Below are 16,404 nucleotides of genomic sequence, written 5' to 3'. Positions count from 1 at the left end.
GGTTGTATATTTGCAACTTTTCAATCAATGATGGCGTGTTTCAGCTTCTTGTTTAAGTTTTTTGATCGAGAATATAGCAACCTAAGTTATTAAAGTATTCATAGTTAATTGTGGTTATATGAACTATATGGCATCCAATTGTAGGTATGTTATGATCCGCCAACGCAATAAAAATAGTTTGAGATACGATGTTTAGTAGTAGAGATGATCTGATTTTAGCCACTTTGAGTAATAGCCAAAAACTTCACAGTGAGAGTTTTGAGTATAAATCTCTATTTTTAAATTTAATCACCCCAGACGAAACCAATGCGCGGTTTTTACCCTGCGTATTTATCGAGAATGAGCACGCAAGGTTGTTCGTCGAAAGAAGGTTGTCTAAAAACCAATTGGTCGAAATTTACGAAGCAGATGGTAAGGTGATCATAGGGAAAGACTGCATTATTAACTGCCTAAAGTATGGAACGAGTGATTGGCGCAAAGCAAACCAATCTATTGAGTCGATTATAGAGCTAGGTGAAAACATTTCCGTATCTGAAATTATCCAAGTCCCTACCGTTTATCCTCTTGAAGACAACCAGTACCAAATTTTAACAGGACACAGGCGCTTCTTTGCTTTGATTTACACATACGGCCTTGACCATGCCGCACAGTTCAAAGTGTATGACTCCAAGCCTTTACTTTATAAAGTTAAACAATTTCAAGAAAACGCCAGTCGTGAAGATTTACCACAATACGGTAAGTTACAAGCTTTCTTGTCTGCAATGCTAGAAATTGAAGGCATTGATCAGGCAAGGTTAAAGATTGGCGAAAAGAAATTGACCGTCAGAGAAAAAGCGAAAAACCTGGGCGTTTCGATGGGCGCGTTTGACAACTACAATGTACTGACTCGCTACCCAGAAGTAATTCAGGCCTATGAGGACGGCTTAAGCGCTTCATTTGTCAAAGTTAAAAAAATTATTTTGGAGTGTGAGCAAGAATACAAAGCGCTGCACGATAAAAAAATGTTGGGTGTTGGTGACAAGCGAGAAATAGGAGAGCAAATAGCTGCTCGGTTACTTGGTAAAAAGCCTACTAGCGCAAAAGTGAAGTCATATAACGTTAAAAAGATCACACAAGTAGATGTGCTGAAAAAGCTGCTTTTTGTGGATGTATCTACACTCGATACCAACATTGATTGGGGGGCGTTGGACTGGGACGACCACGAGCAAGTGAATAAAGCACTTGAAGGTTTGCTGGAAAAGCTCAGCTGATTTAACTTTTTATCCAAAATGAAAAAGCGGCAGCCATCACCTGCTGCTTTTTTAATTGTAATTGTTTAGTTAGACATCTAGGTGAACCTTCTTATCGCGGCTGTATATCAAACATAAACGTTGTTTGGGACATTGAGGTTTCGATGCCTTTTGGGATCCTGATCATCTGAGGGCCTCACTCATTGCATTGAAAACAATATAACTAGAATTTTAAAGCGCTGGGTCCTTTAGGTGTTATTTGATCTTCTATGAGCAAGGTGCCCCATCGTTAATAAAGTTGTATTGGCGGCTTTGCAACTTAATTGTTTACATTACTTTTTCTGTGTACTCGGTCTCATGCGTGAGTGCAAAAATACGATCTATTCGATGCTCTGGGCCAATCTAAATTCTTCCTTCGCGCTTTACATAAAATTTCCAGTTAAAATGGTGGTGACTGTCTATACTTTGATCAATGGTCTAACTGAATAGGGTGTTTATCAAGGATGCATTTATGAGTAGTAGGTATGTGGTTCTTGTAACTGTGTGTTTACTTGCCATAGTGCTGGTACTTGCCATGCAGTTAAAAGCATCCCAGCAGCAACACCAGTGGCAAAAAGAAGTCGAAATACTGTCAACTGGCGTCACTTATTTAGAGCGCAAAGTTGAGGCGCCGATCCAGCCGCTCCCTGTGGTCGAACAATACGATATTGCTTGGGCAAGATTGGGTAAGGCGTTGTTTAAAAGCCCACTATTATCAGCCGATAACACGGTATCTTGTGCATCTTGTCATGATTTATATAACGGCGGAGATGACGGTTTTTCAGTTTCTGTGGGAATAAAGCAGCAATTGGGCGAAAGAAATTCTCCAACAGTATTCAATTCGGTTTTGAATTTCCGCCAATTTTGGGATGGTCGCAGTCCCAACTTAGAAGCGCAAACGCCAGAACCTATCCACAATCCGATTGAGATGGGCAGCAATTGGCAAGAAATCATAGAAAAACTCAAAGCACAGCCTGGTTTTGTCAAAAGTTTTAACGCGGTATCAGAAGAGGGGGTAACGACCGAAAATATCATCAAAGCCATTGTGGCGTTTGAAGCCTCACTCATTTCACAAAATAGTCCTATTGATGCCTTTTTGCTTGGGAATGCCAGTGCCTTGACACCTCAGCAGCAGCGCGGTTACGAAAAATTTATAGGCTATGGCTGTGTGACTTGTCATCAAGGGCGAAATATTGGCGGCAATTTGTATCAAAAAGTTGGTCGGTTGGACCGGGTGCCCAATCACTTGTTAGATGATGTTGGCCGTTTTGCGCTGACTCAAAACCCACAGGACAAGTTTGTATTCAAGGTTCCAAGTCTGCGTAATGTTGCACTGACTGCACCCTATTTTCACAATGGCTCTGTGGATAATTTATCTGATGCCATCCGGATCATGGCAAAGGGTCAGTTGGGTTTGGATCTCAGTGACGAAGATGTGGCAGATATTGAAGCCTTATTACAGGCCTTTACTGGAGAATTGCCGAGGTCATTAGCGGAGTGAAATATTTAATTGAAGGGTGCCTTTTACTGTTAATTTGGTTTTTTGGCTCTCAAGCCATAGATGCTTATTTCCTATCAAAAAACCTGCAACAAGAACTGCTGCTCAAAAGACAGCTTCAGGGGATGGCGACAGAGCTGTCACTAGAGACTTTATCTGCGATGGACCGAAATGTATACCACTTTGATAGGCATGCCCAAAAGCAACTGGAGTTAGAACGTTTGATCAATGAGCTGGAGTTGAATACACGTTTAAACTCTGAGATTAAGCAGTCTTTAGATGAGTTCAAAAACACCATCGATACCTATATGCAGTTGGCATCTATGCTCAAAACATCTTATCGCTATATAGCCAAATTAGAGTTGTCTAAGGCCGAATTTAATCAAGAGGCGCAAGTGTTGATCAGTCGCAGTATTGCACTTGTCTCCAATTTACATGTTACCAATTCAATTCCTGTTATTGAGACGGTTAATAACCAATTAGTTTTGTTGGTGCCTGAGCTCAAACTGCTTGAATCACAAGCGCCCAGGTTGAGAGTATTGCGCTTACATATCGAGTTCGTTTTAGACAATGCATTGAAAGCGTCGAATTTACTAGTGCCCATCCAAGAAAGTGAAGTGGTGAAAACGATTTTGCACAATGTTCACGGTGTCTCTGAGTCGATTGAAGCGACTAAATGGTTGATGGTGCGCGCTGTTTTTATGCTGATCTGCGCGATATTTTTATTGATTATTATCGCGCTATCACGGTTGTTAGTGGGCTTGAAAAAAGCCAATATACTGGCTAACCAAGCGGCTGAAACTAAATCTCTATTTGTTTCAAATATGTCCCATGAAATAAGAACCCCGATGAATGGAATCTTGGGGTTAACGGATATTTTACTCTCGACGGAATTAACGAGCGTTCAGCGTAACTACTTGGAAAAAGTACGGTTTTCAGCCAATGCCTTGACCACGATCATCAATGATATTCTAGACTTCTCAAAGATCGAATCGAAGAAACTACATATTGAACATATTCCATTTCAGTTTGAAGATCTGCTTGATAATTTACGTTCTCTGATCACACCATTAGCCAATACTAAGGACGTTAAACTGATTTTTGACTTGGCCCCAAATATCAGCAAACAGTATATTGGCGATCCAGTCAGAATTAATCAAATTATGCTGAATTTTGCCTCAAATGCTGTCAAGTTTACGGAACATGGCTCGATTACTTTGAGTGTGAAGCAAGAGGAGTATGAAGATGACAAAGTATGGGTGGTAATTTCCATCGCTGATACAGGGATCGGTATTGCCCAAGAGAGTGTCGACCAGTTATTTGAGCGCTTTACTCAAGCAGAGTCATCGACAACGCGAAAGTATGGCGGAACTGGATTAGGACTGACAATTTGTAAATTGCTTACTGAATTGATGAGTGGTGAAATACAGGTTGAAAGTGAGTTGGGCAAAGGGTCAAAATTCACTGTACGACTGCCTCTGGCGTTAGTCACTGAAAAAGAGGTGGTCAAACCCAAATCAATCTCTGGTTCAATGCTGATCGTGGAAGATGACCCCATTTATTTGGAGATCAGTCAAAATATATCTCGCTCTATCGGACTACAGGTCTCGGGTGTGACCAATGGCCGCGATGCGCAAACTACACTCGCTAATCAAACGTTTGACATTCTCTTGGTTGATTGGGTACTACCAGACTGCCAAGCAAATGAACTTCTTAAAATACTGCAAGCTCAAGGAAGTTTACCGCAACGCGTAGTCATATATACCGCTCACACACAAGAGAGTATCGACACCGAATCCGGTTTCCCTATTTTATACAAGCCGTTGTTGAAACGAGATTTAATAGACGCTTTAAGCTCAAAAAAACCGCCCCAATTATCAACTACAGTAGCGCAAGATGGGACAATCAATATACCCGTAGAGAGTAACGCCCCAGCGCAGCAAAGCGAAAATATCTTAGGAGGAATTGATTTACGCGTATTGCTGGTTGAAGACAATGATATCAATCGAATTGTCGCTTTGAAATTACTTGATCGGATCCCTGGGATAGATGTGCAAGTGGCTGAAAATGGAAAGATTGCAGTAGATAAAATTAATCAGGCGCAAGGGAAGTTTGACATTGTATTTATGGATATTCAAATGCCGGTGATGGACGGTGTTGAAGCCACGAAGTTGATCCGTGAAGCGTTTTCTCCAGAGCAGTTGAAAATAGTGGCACTTACAGCGAATGTTATGCAAAGTGAAGTAGACAAATACCTAGAGGTTGGTATGAATGGGCACTTAGGCAAACCTTTTAAAATGGATGAGCTCGAAGCGGTTTTCAAGCAACATATGGCTGAACTGAATTTAGAGTAATACCAAGCAACCCAAAGGTGGCTTGGTATACTTCCGCTTTTGTTATTGTTTAAGTGTAAGAAGGTGCTCCATATCATATAATGCGTAAATATGCTGCATAGCCGCTTCAGTTGCGCGGTTAACGGTTTCTATGGTCTGGTTTAATCCTGTGCCATCTACTGTGGTCCTAAATGGACGCTGGGTTGCAGGGGTTTGTAAAAGAGTCAGTATAGCGTCCGCCACCATTTGTGGATCAGGCGCATTGTCAGCATCGTGGCCAGCCTCTGTTCCAGCCCACATCGTTTCAGGGGCAGTGGCAAACTCACCATAACTTTCTGTGACGCTTGAATCACTTGAGCGCAGCAGGTTGGCGCCAAAATCAGTACCAAACCCACCAGGCTGAACGATCAGAGACTGTATACCAAATTGAGACAGTTCTACGCGATAATTCTCCGCCAAGCCCTCTACGGCGTGTTTGGTTGCATTGTAAGAGCCTAAAAATGGCAGTACAAACTGACCAAGAATACTAGAAATTTGGATCAGTGTGCCACTTCCTCGTTGCTTCATATGCGGTAAAATCGCGCGGGTTATACGCTGAACACCAAACACGTTGATATCGAATACCTTTTGGAAATCATCAATGTTGAAGCTTTCCTGCCAACCAAGTGTCCCAACACCTGCGTTATTAATTATAACGTCTATGTCACCTACGCTTTCAATTGCCAAGGCGATACCATTGGCAACACTGCTGTCATCAGTGACATCAATATCGATGACGATAATACCATTTGCCTTCATCTCATTTGCTATCGAAGCGTTACGGCCTTGTGGGTCGCGCATTGTACCTATAACTTTGTAACCTTGACGTACTAATGTATTTGCAATTAGGTAACCAAAGCCGCTATTTGAACCAGTTACTAAAACAGATTGTGTCATGTATATTCTCCAAATTCGGGTATCTGTTGAGTTACACATAGCTTATTCTGCGCTTGGCTATTAATGAAATTAATTGCTTTCATTTTACTATTAGCAAAATTAATTCAGTTTATTGTTAATCTTGATTGGTACTGGCGTGTGGTGATTCTCTAGAGAACTTAGAATAACGCTCTATTCTGAGTTAATCATTTTATTCTTAGGTGTAATAATAATGTTGCAGTTTTTAATGAATAGAAAATATATTAACTAATAAATGGATCGTAGAATCGTGTATGTATATGAATTAGTACGAACTACGATCATTCATTTGGTTCAGCTAATATAGCTGCTCTATCTATCAACTAACTCCAAGTCACCTTCTTTTAAGCCACGTTTATCAATCACAATAGCTCTTTCATTAATACACTTCCTAGCATTAATACAAACTCCTCTTAGCTCCATAACTGCTGGTAGTTTAGAGTTTTCTATTTTTCCTGCTAATTCACGAGATCTTGTAGGCCATAAGTTGACGTGAAATTGCATTGGCAAATGAGGTATCGGAGTTGGCCCCCAGTTTGAACGTCTATGAACTAAGTTATCATCAACAAACCACTTTATGTCATTCTCAGACCATTCTATTGCATAACGATGAAACTCTTTAGTTGCATCGAAACCTAGTTCTATTTCAAATGGAGTCCCTCTATACCCGTAATCAAATCTTGCACCATCAACACCGGGGTTGTAATAGACATTAGTTAACATCTTAGTTGGTTTGTTACCAACAAACTCTATGTCGATTTCTTGTCGAGGGGAATCTCTGTGTAAGAAAACTCCTGTTACTAACCCAGAAACTTTAGGCGGTTTTAGCTCTGCTTCAAATCTTCCATACAGAAAACTTTCATGATGTGATTGCTGAAGAGCTATATTGTCTAACCTCCATATTTTCTTTTCGTGCGACAAAGTTGGCTTTAGTTCTGCTTTTTATTCGAAAGTTATCTGGCGAAAATAAACATTCATTGCCGGGAAATGTATCGTCTCGGTAGAGCCAGAATTTACTGTTATCCAATTGGTAATCGTTGATAGGCTTATTAGCCGTTATTTTCCGTAATTGAATATATTCAAATTCTTTATTTTGCCTATCAATTATCCACGGTGACTCATCTCTATCTAACCATCTGTTTTGTCCAACTGAGCTGTCCAGAACCTTTACTTTTCTTTTGGGTATTCCCTCAATTTTCGGATAAGGACTTACAGGAGGGACTACATTTAAGAATTCGCATATATCTTTCCATTGATAGCAATTCTTTTCGTTTAGTAAAAGAAGCCTCTTTCCCCAAGCTGTTTTTAAGTCATTCAAGTTTTCATGCGGAGAATTGCCTTGAAACAATATCATCTGAGCATTTGGATATAGCTTGGCAAGATGCGTCCACTTATTTTCGAGGCAGCCTACATTTACATACGCATAAAAAATTCGCTCTTTTGTAACATTTAGCAGGCTCATTCTTTCTTCGTCAGGAAGCTCATAAATATCACTACAGCATCGGTATCCAAGCATTGATAAAGACATTGCTAAAGAAGTTAATTCGCTACCTACTATTCCTGACGCAAATCTTGATGCTGCTGCACAGTTTGCTGTAGCCAGTAGCTTTGAAAATTCAGGCCAAATGTGTACATCTACTGAGCGAGTTTATGTCCAATCAAAGGTTGCTCCTGAATTCATAGCGAAAGTAAAAGCTATTGCTTCTCGATACAAAATAGGCCCTTGGCACGACGAAAACACGTATTTGGGGCCAATAACTAATGAAAGACAACTCAGTAAGATTGATTTGCACGTAAAAGACGCCCTTTCTAAAGGTGCTAATTTGCTATTAGGTGGTCGGATTTTAGACGGTCGATATTACGAACCAACGGTAATTACGGGTATGAAACCTGATATGCAGATGGAGTCAAATGAAACATTTGGACCAATTGTCGCTATTTCTGAATTTGAGAGTATTGAAGAAGCCATATCTCGTACTAACAACTCTATTTACGGATTAGGAGCGGTCGTATTTGGACAAACAAATGCCAGAGCAGTGGCAAATCAACTTGAGGCTGGAATGATTGGTATAAATAAAGGACCAGGCGGCACTGGAGATAGTCCTTGGGTTGGCGCTAAACAAAGTGGATATGGATTTCACGGAAGCCAAGAAGGACACAGGCTATTTGCACAAGTTACGGTCGTGGAGTAATTGATGAAAGATAATACATTCTACATTGTCGAAAAAGAATCTGGTGCTGAAAGTAACGACATTCCATTATGGGCAAGCAAAACACAAAACCCAGCGAACTTAGATAAGCTATCAACGCTTGAACCGACTATCAAAGTTATAGATGAAGTGCCCGGTGCATTTCAAATACTCAATGTACTCTCCAAAGAGGAATGTGAATCCTTTATCTCTATTGGAGAAACATTAGGTTTTAATAAAGACGCCGCAGTATCACTACCTCGCCATATTCGGCATAACGATAGTTTAACGTGGGTAGTTGATGAAGCTACAGATACAATTATATGGGAACGCTGTAAACACCTTTTCTCACAAGGCATTGATGTCATATACGGGCAAACTCCACTTGGAATTAATGCGCGTTTTAGATTCTACAAATATGACAAAGGAGACTTCTTTAAACCTCATACCGATGGTTCGTGGCCTGGGAGTCGAATTAGAGAAGGCAAAAATATACACAATGCTTACCCTGACCGATGGAGTCAAATGACGTTTTTAATTTTGCTTTCAGAGGAATTTACGGGAGGGGAAACTCAGTTTTGGGTAAACAAATATGATAAAACTTTGCCTGCAAAAAGCGCTCAAGATGCAGAACTTGTCAATGTTAGAACACCTGCCGGAAGCGTACTATGTTTTCCGCACGGTATGCATCCCCTGCACTGCCTGCATAGTTCAGCGCCAATTGACGAGGGCATCAAATATATAATTAGGACGGACTTACTTTTTCCCACTAATTAGTACAAGTTAGTTGAAACTAGCTTCATATATTAGGATTAAACATGAAGCTAGTATATATATTGGATTAAGAACTTATGAATGAACACGGGTGGTTACATTGAATATTTGCATAATGTGTTTTATGTAAAGGTACTTGGGCCTTGGAATTTTGAAAAATTTGAACGCTATAATAATGACTTCAACAAGCTATTGATAGGCAATAAATACCCTTCATATTCTGTATTCGTTGCCCTTGAAGGTGACAGCTTAATGACCCCTGAAGTAAGTGAAACATTTAAAAAAGCGACAACTAAACGCAATGCGACAGGACTTAAAAACGTCGCATTCTACCTATCTAAATCAGCTTGCCTACACGCATTTAAGCAACAAGTACGCGATCTTTATCAAATTCTTTAAGTTATTTAATGACATTGACTTGGCCAAATCTTGGTTAAAAACATATGACATTGTATTAAATGATGAGCTGATTAATAAGCTACTTTGAATTTAGCTGAACATCATTCGATTCTGACCAGGTTCTTAACTCTTCCAAGATATGTAAAGCTGACTTCCCAAAATCAGTAAGTTCATAAGTGACTGCGATTGGTCTATCGCTTATAACTTTTCTAATTACCATACCTTCGTCTTCAAGTTCCTTGAGACGCTGATCAACCATTTTCTTTGTTGCGCCGCCTAACATTCTAGTTAAATCATTAAACCGGACGGGCTCATCTTTTAAATGATATATGATTGATCCTTTCCACTTTCCGCCGATTAAACGCATGCCTTTTTCAATTGCACAAGGCTCTGTACATGCGTTATAAACTTTTTTTCTTCCCTTACTATCTGTTTCTATTGAACTTTCCACAATTACCCACTTATTTATCCTAGGTTACTAAAAGTATACTAATTGATTGTTGTTAAAAGGTACCTAAAATATACCACAAATAACCGTTCAAAATAAATTTTAATTTTGGAGTAAACACAAATGAGCAATATTTTAATCATCAATGGTCATCAGTATTACCCTTTTTCTGAAGGCAAGCTTAACAGTACCTTAGTAGATAAAGCAGCTAGCTTATTAGAAGGAAAAGGTCATAAAACACGTGTAGTAACAATGTCTGAAGCGATAGATGTTGAAAAAGAACTAGAGAACCATCAGTGGGCGGATTTCGTTATTTTCCAATCACCAATTAATTGGATGGGGGTTACTTGGTCTTTTAAAAAGTATATGGATGAAGTGTATACAGCAGGTATGGGCGGTGCTTTGTGTAATGGTGACGGTCGCCACCATGACTCACCTAAAGAAAACTATGGTATGGGTGGCACACTAACTAATACGAAATACATGATGTCATTGACTTTCAATGCGCCAGAAGAGTCATTTAATGACGAAACTGAGTTCTTTGATGGCAAATCTGTTGATGATCTTCTGTTCCCTATGCATATGAACTTCAAGTTCTTTGGTATGAAACCAATGGAAACATTTGCGTGTTTTGATGTGATGAAAAATGCCGATGTGGAAAATGACTTAAAACGTTTTGAAGCGCACATTAACAAACATTTTTAAGGAGCAGTCATGAGCGTTGAATATACCAGTAAGTTACATGCAGGAGCTAATTTTCCAATTATCGAAGCCAAACTTTTGAATGGCGATATTAAAAAGTTGTCTACTCCTGAAAATGGTTTGGATTGGAAGATGATTGTTGTTTACAGAGGGCAACACTGCCCGCTCTGTACCCGCTACTTAAACCAGTTAGAAAATGCAAAAGGCTTACTTGCTCAAACAGGCGTAGATTTGATCGTCGTTTCTGGTGACAGTAAAGCGCAACTAGAAAGTCATATGGAAAGACTTAATGTGACCTTCCCTATCGCATACGGCCTTACTGTTGAACAGATGGAAGAGCTTGGACTGTATATATCAGATCCTAGATCGCCTGAAGAAACGGATCACCCTTTTGCTGAGCCGGGTCTATTTGTTGTGAATAGCGAAGGAAAGCTCCACGTAGTGGACATTTCAAACAATCCATTTGTTAGGCCAGAACTTCAATCATTGATTAGTGGTTTAGATTGGATAAGAAATCCCGCTAACAACTACCCTATTCGTGGTATGCGTAAATAGGAGCGCCTATGAAAAAGGTTGTATTGTCAGCTGTTTTTTCAGCCCTATTGTTTGGAAGTGCGCTTGCAGAGGACACGAAAGTCAAATCTGCGCACATTGCATCTCCAAATCAATATGAACTACTGCTTGAGAACGAAGAAGTTACCGTGCTCAAGATGACATTAAAACCAGGAGAACAGGATAATTGGCATAAACACAATGCTGAGACTGTTTACTTTGAAAAAGGTGGCAAGGCGACGATAACAACGAATGAAAAAGACATGACTTTGGAGATCCCAGACGGCTATGTTATGTGGCATGACCAATGGGAACATCAAGTTAAAAATGTTGGTGACACAACAATCACTGCAATTATCGTTGAAAAGAAATAATCATGGCAAAGATACAAATTAACATTGATATCGTTTCTGATGTGGTTTGTCCTTGGTGTGTCATTGGCTATGGCCGCTTAAAAAAGGCATTAGCCAATTTTGATAATAAATTCGACGTTAATATTGTCTGGCACCCCTTCGAGCTTAACCCCAATATGCCAAAAGAAGGTGAAAACCTAAGACAACATTTGTCGAAAAAGTACGGAACTACATTAGAGGGAAGCATTCGAGCCAGAGCCATGTTGACAGAAGAAGGCGAAAAAGTCGGCTTCAAGTTTAACTACTTTGATGAAATGAAAATGCTTAATACACATCAATGTCATCAACTGCTTCACTGGACGAAAGAAAGTGATTTCCAAATCCAATTAGCAGAGGCATTTTTTGAGCATTTCTTTAGTAATAGAGGCACTTTTACAGAGCCTGAACTTATACATGTGGTGCAAAAGGTTGGCTTGAACCCTCACCAAGCTCAGTCTGTAATAGCTAACAACTCATACACTGAAGAAGTGAAATTAATCGAAGAGCACTGGCATCAAAAAGGAATACATGGCGTGCCATTATTTATTTTTAATGGCAAGCAGGCCCTATCAGGTGCACAAGAAGTAACCACTTTCGAACGTGTACTCAATCAATATTTAAAATAGAGACAACTTATTATGTTTACTTATTATGAACCGGATACAGCTCCAGAAGAATCGAAACCACTAATGGAACAATCTTTAGCAGGTTTTGGCATGATCCCAAACCTCCACAAAATTTTAGCTGAAGCGCCAGCAACCTATAAAGCGTATAACCAAACCTTTACAAGCTTCATGAAAGAAACAACATTTAGCCCAGTTGAGCAACAAGTTGTTTTTATGACGTCAAACTTTGAGAATAATTGCCACTATTGTGTTCCGGGCCATACATGGATGATGAAGTCATCTAAAATGCCAGATAATGTTATTGAAGCGTTGAGAAATGGCACTAATCTGCCAGACGCAAAACTTCAAGCGCTTCATGATTTCACAAAAGCCTTATTAGACAACCGAGGTCATATTGGTGACGATAAGTTAAATGAGTTTTTGAATGCGGGATATACTAAGCGCCAAGCTTTGGAAGTGCTCACCGGACTGGCATCAAAACTAATCTCAAACTTCACAAACGCATTAACACATACAAAAGTGGACGATGCTATGAAGCCTTATGCTTGGGAAAAGCCGGAGAAATAGTATGCCACTAGAAAATCATCCAATGTGGCGATTGCCAAAGCACCACTTAGACTATGATAATACCCATGACCATGTGCATTGGGTTGAGTTATTTTATGATCTGATCCATGTGGTCATTATTTTCTTACTTGGAAACTTTTTAAGTGACCACTTGAGTGTGGATGGTTTTCTAGCATTTGCGGGACTATTTATCGCTGTGTGGTTTGCATGGGCAGACTCTAGCGTATTTAACTCACTCTATGTCAGCACAGACGTAAAACATCGACTCATCATGTCTTGCCAAATTGTAAGCGCAATGGTTATGGCTGCGTCGATTCCTCATGTTTTAGATAAGGGCTGGATGTATTTTGCCCTTGCTTACGCAGCAAATAGAATGATCACCGCCTATTTGTATCACAGAACGAATAGGCTTGGTGTTGAAGCAACAGTGCTTTCACGAACAGTAAGCCGCAACTTCTTTGTTCTTGCTATCGTATTCGCAATAAGTGCTTTTCTTCCTGAACCGTATAATTTTGCGTTATTTGCTCTTGCCATACTTTCGATCCAACTTCTGTATATGCTTCCCAAAATTGGCGTTTTAGAGTGTAAGCGATTTTTGCCTCGGTTAGGGCATATGTCTGAGAGATTTGCTCTACTGTTACTCATTGTTGTTGGCGAAGGATTCTTTAAGCTAGTAATCACACTATCCGAAAAAGGTGTCTATAAAGTCACCCCAGAAGTCCTATTTAACTTTATGTTTGGGGGTATCGCGGTATTTGTTCAATGCTGGATTTATTTCGACTTTGTAGGCAATGGAAAACCGAAAAATCAAGAAAAATGGACACTTGTTAACTGGTGGTTAGCCCATTTGTTTCTGATGCTTTCTGCTGTGATGGTGGGTGTTGCGCTTGCTGGTGAAGTAAAAGTAGGATTTTGGGACCCATACCCGCTTAAATATGGTGCAATTGGTTGTATCGGGCTTGCCTCATATTTACTGTGTCTACTTTGGATTCAATTCAATATCGAAGAACGCATTGCTCATCGATTTGCTACCGCAAATGTACGAATGTTTGGTGTTGCTTTGGCTTTAGCAACATTAATGGTCTTACCCTATGTGCCCGCTTTAGTGGGTAATCTTTTATGGGGAACGGCATTAATCTCTCAAATAGCCATTCCAGTAACAAGAGCCTATCTTACTTTTTCTAAAGAAGAACAGGCTAAAACTTAAGAATTAGGCACTAAAAGTTAACTCAAACATTAGCGGAAATACAGATGACCGAGGCACTAACAATTAGACAAAAAGTATACGATATTCTCGAACACGGATTCGATGGTTCGAGGACTAGTCGATTATTTAGCGGCTTTATCGTAGTACTTATCATTTTAAATGTGAGTGCCATTCTTCTTGAGTCTTATAAACCTATAGGCGAAATGTACCATCTAGAGTTTCTCTTGTTTAACATCTTTTCTATTGTTGTGTTTACGCTAGAATATTTCGCGAGAATATGGGTTTCAGTTGAATCACCGCATAGTGATAGTTCTTCGCCAATAAAATCTAGAGTTAGGTATTCATTAAGCCCTGTTTCACTTATAGACTTGTTAGCAATAGCACCTTTTTACTTATCGTTCATATTTGCAATAGATTTAAGATATCTGCGTTTGCTTAGAATGCTTAGGTTATTGAAACTAACTCACTACTTCAAAGGACTTCGACTATTCATGGATGTCTTGAGAAAAGAATTACCCAGCATAGGCGCAGCAATTATAATCATGAGTGTCTTAGTGTTAATGTCAGCCAGTGTTATGTATAGCGTTGAGCACGAGGCTCAACCTGATGTGTTTGATAGTATTCCCAGCGCCATTTGGTGGTCCGTAGTGACTATGACGACGGTTGGCTATGGTGATGTGACACCAATCACTTTCTTAGGAAAATTTATATCCATTTTTATCATGTTGTTAGGTGTTGGTATAGTCGCGTTACCTGCTGCTATGCTTGCAGCTAAGTTCGGAGATGAGCTGAGAACGCGGAAACAACTACTAGAACATGAGATAGCTACTGCTCTTCAGGACGGAATAATTACTTCTGAAGAACAAGTCGCTATTGAAAAGTTGTCTGAATCAATGGGGATCTCATCTCAAGAGCTTGAGCAGGTAATATTAAACTATAACAGACACAACTCTAAGTCTGTGACATGCGCACATTGCGGTAAAGCCTAGCTTTTTAGCGATTCTGCCTAAAAGATATAATAAACCAAGATATCTAAATAATTTGGTGCATAAACGAGTTGGTTTAAGTCCACTCTGTATAAGTCAGCCTATGACAGAAAATAACTGCGACTGTCCCTTCATCGCTCTATAGTGCCGGCCAGATAAATTTATAATCTAGTTTATACGATAAGTTATTAGGAGCTTCACCAGAAGATTGTACATAAGGTTTAAATTTAGGAAATAAATGGCTTATCTCACAGTGTAGGAATAAAGCGCTGCAATTTTTTCTAAATTTACACGATAAAAACAAGTCAAAAACTAAACTATTAATTGTTAGTTATTTGTAAGTATGATTATTCTGAGATTAAAATAACGAAAACTTCAAATTATGAGTTATTTGATAACTTGCTGATTAATAGTCTATCTAATTCTGAATTCTTTCTGGAATCACCACGTGATTACAAAAATTAAAGAGTGAAATAGCTGTTGGCGGCGCCAGAACCTGGCATAGATAAAGGTAGGGTACAAACGAGTATTTAAGGGGTTGAGAACGAGAGGGTTTTGGCGGTTATATACGGCAGGTGCGATCAAAAAAAGCGTGCAATCGCACGCTGATAAAAGAATGTGAGAATAGCTTATTTGTTAAGCTTATCTAAAAGCGCCTGAGCAACGCCAACAGAAGACTTATTGTTCTGTCCTGTTATCAGTTCGCGGTCGACAACAATATGAGGTTGCCAGTCTTGCTCACTTCGGTCGTACTTGCCGCCAGCTTCAGTTAACGCATCCTGTGGCCAGTAAAATAGCTCATCCCCACTAAGATAGTACTGTGTCGCAACAGCTTCTTCTGAGTTACTGAAAGTGGTCATTTTATACCCTTCATATATCCAGCCCTTTGTAGATGTCGGTTCTTTGCCTAGCTTCATTTGTGTCTCAAACGCTTTTGCATCAGGCAACGCAGATAAAAGTGCAACAGGACCGTGGCAGACTAACCCTGTCGGTTTTTGTGTTGCATTGAAGTGTTTTAAAAAAGCACCTAATTTAGGGTTGGCGACTAAATCCCCGAGAGGAGCATGACCCCCTGGAACAAATACGGCGTCAAATTTGTCGATACCTATTTGTTCGATACGTGAAAAGCTGACTACAGGGCTATGCGTTTTATCATCAATCATAAGTTGATTAAACAGCGCCTTATGCGAGTTATAATAGGCTTTGCTGGTATCTAAAAAGTGGTCTGGTGTATCTGACACTGGATCTAACCTAGGGGCCATGCCTTTTGGTGACGCAAAGGTAAGGGTGTGACCAGCTTCTAAAAATAGTTTTACGGGCTCCATCAACTCATTGAGATACACGCCGGTTTTATATTCTGTGCCATTTTTTAAAGTCATTTTATGCGTATCAGACATAACCACTAATATTTCGTCTGCAAGAGCTAGTGGACTTAATGTCAAAGCGCCCAGCGCTACGAGGGGGTTTAATTTCATTGTATTTCCTATGCTTTATCTGTAGGTGATTGCG

18 protein-coding genes are annotated in these 16,404 nt (G+C 39.8%); 13 read left to right on the top strand and 5 right to left on the bottom strand.

All coding sequences use genetic code 11. The features are described 5' to 3' along the window. Positions 1-188: 188 nt before the first annotated feature. From J8M00_RS14035 to J8M00_RS28315, 3 genes are all read left to right on the top strand, one after another. Complete coding sequence (locus tag J8M00_RS14035) at positions 189-1,250, top strand: hypothetical protein (protein ID WP_211011073.1); 1,062 nt, start codon at positions 189-191, stop codon at positions 1,248-1,250. 490 nt (positions 1,251-1,740) lie between these two features. Continuing rightward, positions 1,741-2,769 carry a cytochrome-c peroxidase gene (locus J8M00_RS14030; protein WP_211011071.1) on the top strand — a complete coding sequence of 343 codons (1,029 nt, stop codon included), beginning with the start codon at positions 1,741-1,743 and terminating at the stop codon, positions 2,767-2,769. Next, complete coding sequence (locus tag J8M00_RS28315; RefSeq protein WP_211011069.1) at positions 2,766-5,120, top strand: hybrid sensor histidine kinase/response regulator; 2,355 nt, start codon at positions 2,766-2,768, stop codon at positions 5,118-5,120. The genes J8M00_RS14030 and J8M00_RS28315 overlap by 4 nt, the downstream gene beginning before the upstream one ends. Before the next feature lie 42 nt (positions 5,121-5,162). On the opposite strand, the gene J8M00_RS14020 is transcribed toward J8M00_RS28315, so the two are convergent. From J8M00_RS14020 to J8M00_RS14010, 3 genes are all read right to left on the bottom strand, one after another. Then, positions 5,163-6,035, bottom strand: coding sequence for an SDR family oxidoreductase (locus tag J8M00_RS14020; RefSeq protein ID WP_211011067.1), 873 nt, complete (start codon positions 6,033-6,035; stop codon positions 5,163-5,165). 330 nt (positions 6,036-6,365) lie between these two features. Then, positions 6,366-6,974, bottom strand: a complete 609-nt coding sequence (locus J8M00_RS14015) for a glycoside hydrolase family 16 protein (RefSeq protein WP_211011066.1) — start codon at positions 6,972-6,974, stop codon at positions 6,366-6,368. Beyond that, positions 6,913-7,515, bottom strand: a complete 603-nt coding sequence (locus J8M00_RS14010) for a hypothetical protein (protein WP_211011064.1) — start codon at positions 7,513-7,515, stop codon at positions 6,913-6,915. Before J8M00_RS14010 ends, J8M00_RS14015 begins: the two co-directional genes overlap by 62 nt. A 25-nt stretch (positions 7,516-7,540) precedes the next feature. Here J8M00_RS14010 and J8M00_RS14005 point away from each other — a divergent pair, with 25 nt between their 5' ends. The 3 genes from J8M00_RS14005 (at position 7,541) to J8M00_RS13995 (ending at position 9,415) form a co-directional block, all read left to right on the top strand. Beyond that, on the top strand, positions 7,541-8,245 hold the full coding sequence (locus tag J8M00_RS14005; RefSeq protein WP_211011455.1) for an aldehyde dehydrogenase family protein: 705 nt from the start codon (positions 7,541-7,543) through the stop codon (positions 8,243-8,245). Positions 8,246-8,248: 3 nt separating this feature from the next. Then, positions 8,249-9,019: a 2OG-Fe(II) oxygenase gene (locus J8M00_RS14000; RefSeq protein WP_211011062.1), complete on the top strand. Its 771-nt coding sequence runs from the start codon at positions 8,249-8,251 to the stop codon at positions 9,017-9,019. A 78-nt stretch (positions 9,020-9,097) separates the two neighbouring features. Then, positions 9,098-9,415 carry a hypothetical protein gene (locus J8M00_RS13995; protein WP_211011061.1) on the top strand — a complete coding sequence of 106 codons (318 nt, stop codon included), beginning with the start codon at positions 9,098-9,100 and terminating at the stop codon, positions 9,413-9,415. A 79-nt stretch (positions 9,416-9,494) separates the two neighbouring features. On the opposite strand, the gene J8M00_RS13990 is transcribed toward J8M00_RS13995, so the two are convergent. Continuing rightward, positions 9,495-9,866 carry a winged helix-turn-helix transcriptional regulator gene (locus J8M00_RS13990; RefSeq protein ID WP_010559183.1) on the bottom strand — a complete coding sequence of 124 codons (372 nt, stop codon included), beginning with the start codon at positions 9,864-9,866 and terminating at the stop codon, positions 9,495-9,497. 120 nt (positions 9,867-9,986) lie between these two features. Here J8M00_RS13990 and J8M00_RS13985 point away from each other — a divergent pair, with 120 nt between their 5' ends. From J8M00_RS13985 to J8M00_RS13955, 7 genes are read left to right on the top strand one after another with little or no spacing between them, the layout of a single operon-like run. After that, positions 9,987-10,568, top strand: a complete 582-nt coding sequence (locus tag J8M00_RS13985; RefSeq protein ID WP_211011060.1) for an NAD(P)H-dependent oxidoreductase — start codon at positions 9,987-9,989, stop codon at positions 10,566-10,568. A gap of 9 nt (positions 10,569-10,577) precedes the next feature. Continuing rightward, positions 10,578-11,120, top strand: a complete 543-nt coding sequence (locus tag J8M00_RS13980) for a redoxin domain-containing protein (protein WP_211011059.1) — start codon at positions 10,578-10,580, stop codon at positions 11,118-11,120. 8 nt (positions 11,121-11,128) lie between these two features. Beyond that, positions 11,129-11,491: a cupin domain-containing protein gene (locus J8M00_RS13975; protein ID WP_211011058.1), complete on the top strand. Its 363-nt coding sequence runs from the start codon at positions 11,129-11,131 to the stop codon at positions 11,489-11,491. A 2-nt stretch (positions 11,492-11,493) separates the two neighbouring features. Then, complete coding sequence (locus tag J8M00_RS13970) at positions 11,494-12,135, top strand: DsbA family oxidoreductase (protein WP_211011057.1); 642 nt, start codon at positions 11,494-11,496, stop codon at positions 12,133-12,135. A gap of 12 nt (positions 12,136-12,147) precedes the next feature. Continuing rightward, a complete protein-coding gene (locus tag J8M00_RS13965) occupies positions 12,148-12,702 on the top strand; it encodes a carboxymuconolactone decarboxylase family protein (protein WP_211011056.1) in 555 nt (184 codons plus the stop codon). A gap of 1 nt (position 12,703) precedes the next feature. Beyond that, on the top strand, positions 12,704-13,909 hold the full coding sequence (locus tag J8M00_RS13960) for a low temperature requirement protein A (RefSeq protein ID WP_211011055.1): 1,206 nt from the start codon (positions 12,704-12,706) through the stop codon (positions 13,907-13,909). Between the two features lie 44 nt (positions 13,910-13,953). Beyond that, positions 13,954-14,898, top strand: coding sequence for an ion transporter (locus J8M00_RS13955; protein WP_211011053.1), 945 nt, complete (start codon positions 13,954-13,956; stop codon positions 14,896-14,898). A gap of 626 nt (positions 14,899-15,524) precedes the next feature. Here the strand turns inward: J8M00_RS13955 and J8M00_RS13950 are convergent. Further along, positions 15,525-16,370: a type 1 glutamine amidotransferase domain-containing protein gene (locus J8M00_RS13950; RefSeq protein ID WP_211011051.1), complete on the bottom strand. Its 846-nt coding sequence runs from the start codon at positions 16,368-16,370 to the stop codon at positions 15,525-15,527. Positions 16,371-16,404: the final 34 nt, after the last annotated feature.

The organism is Pseudoalteromonas luteoviolacea (assembly GCF_018100925.1).
GTDB lineage: Bacteria > Pseudomonadota > Gammaproteobacteria > Enterobacterales > Alteromonadaceae > Pseudoalteromonas > Pseudoalteromonas obscura.
The sequence above is the reverse complement of the archived record's forward strand: the minus strand, read 5'-3'. Positions and strand labels throughout refer to the sequence as shown.

Excerpts from the sequence above, each read along its gene's own strand:
- J8M00_RS14035 (WP_211011073.1), top strand. The coding sequence starts at position 189 with ATGTTTAGTAGTAGAGATGATCTGATTTTAGCCACTTTGAGTAATAGC.
- J8M00_RS14030 (WP_211011071.1), top strand. The coding sequence starts at position 1,741 with ATGAGTAGTAGGTATGTGGTTCTTGTAACTGTGTGTTTACTTGCCATA.
- J8M00_RS14020 (WP_211011067.1), bottom strand. The coding sequence starts at position 6,035 with ATGACACAATCTGTTTTAGTAACTGGTTCAAATAGCGGCTTTGGTTAC.
- J8M00_RS14010 (WP_211011064.1), bottom strand. The coding sequence starts at position 7,515 with ATGAGCCTGCTAAATGTTACAAAAGAGCGAATTTTTTATGCGTATGTA.
- J8M00_RS14000 (WP_211011062.1), top strand. The coding sequence starts at position 8,249 with ATGAAAGATAATACATTCTACATTGTCGAAAAAGAATCTGGTGCTGAA.
- J8M00_RS13995 (WP_211011061.1), top strand. The coding sequence starts at position 9,098 with ATGAACACGGGTGGTTACATTGAATATTTGCATAATGTGTTTTATGTA.
- J8M00_RS13985 (WP_211011060.1), top strand. The coding sequence starts at position 9,987 with ATGAGCAATATTTTAATCATCAATGGTCATCAGTATTACCCTTTTTCT.
- J8M00_RS13980 (WP_211011059.1), top strand. The coding sequence starts at position 10,578 with ATGAGCGTTGAATATACCAGTAAGTTACATGCAGGAGCTAATTTTCCA.
- J8M00_RS13975 (WP_211011058.1), top strand. The coding sequence starts at position 11,129 with ATGAAAAAGGTTGTATTGTCAGCTGTTTTTTCAGCCCTATTGTTTGGA.
- J8M00_RS13970 (WP_211011057.1), top strand. The coding sequence starts at position 11,494 with ATGGCAAAGATACAAATTAACATTGATATCGTTTCTGATGTGGTTTGT.
- J8M00_RS13965 (WP_211011056.1), top strand. The coding sequence starts at position 12,148 with ATGTTTACTTATTATGAACCGGATACAGCTCCAGAAGAATCGAAACCA.
- J8M00_RS13960 (WP_211011055.1), top strand. The coding sequence starts at position 12,704 with ATGCCACTAGAAAATCATCCAATGTGGCGATTGCCAAAGCACCACTTA.
- J8M00_RS13955 (WP_211011053.1), top strand. The coding sequence starts at position 13,954 with ATGACCGAGGCACTAACAATTAGACAAAAAGTATACGATATTCTCGAA.
- J8M00_RS13950 (WP_211011051.1), bottom strand. The coding sequence starts at position 16,370 with ATGAAATTAAACCCCCTCGTAGCGCTGGGCGCTTTGACATTAAGTCCA.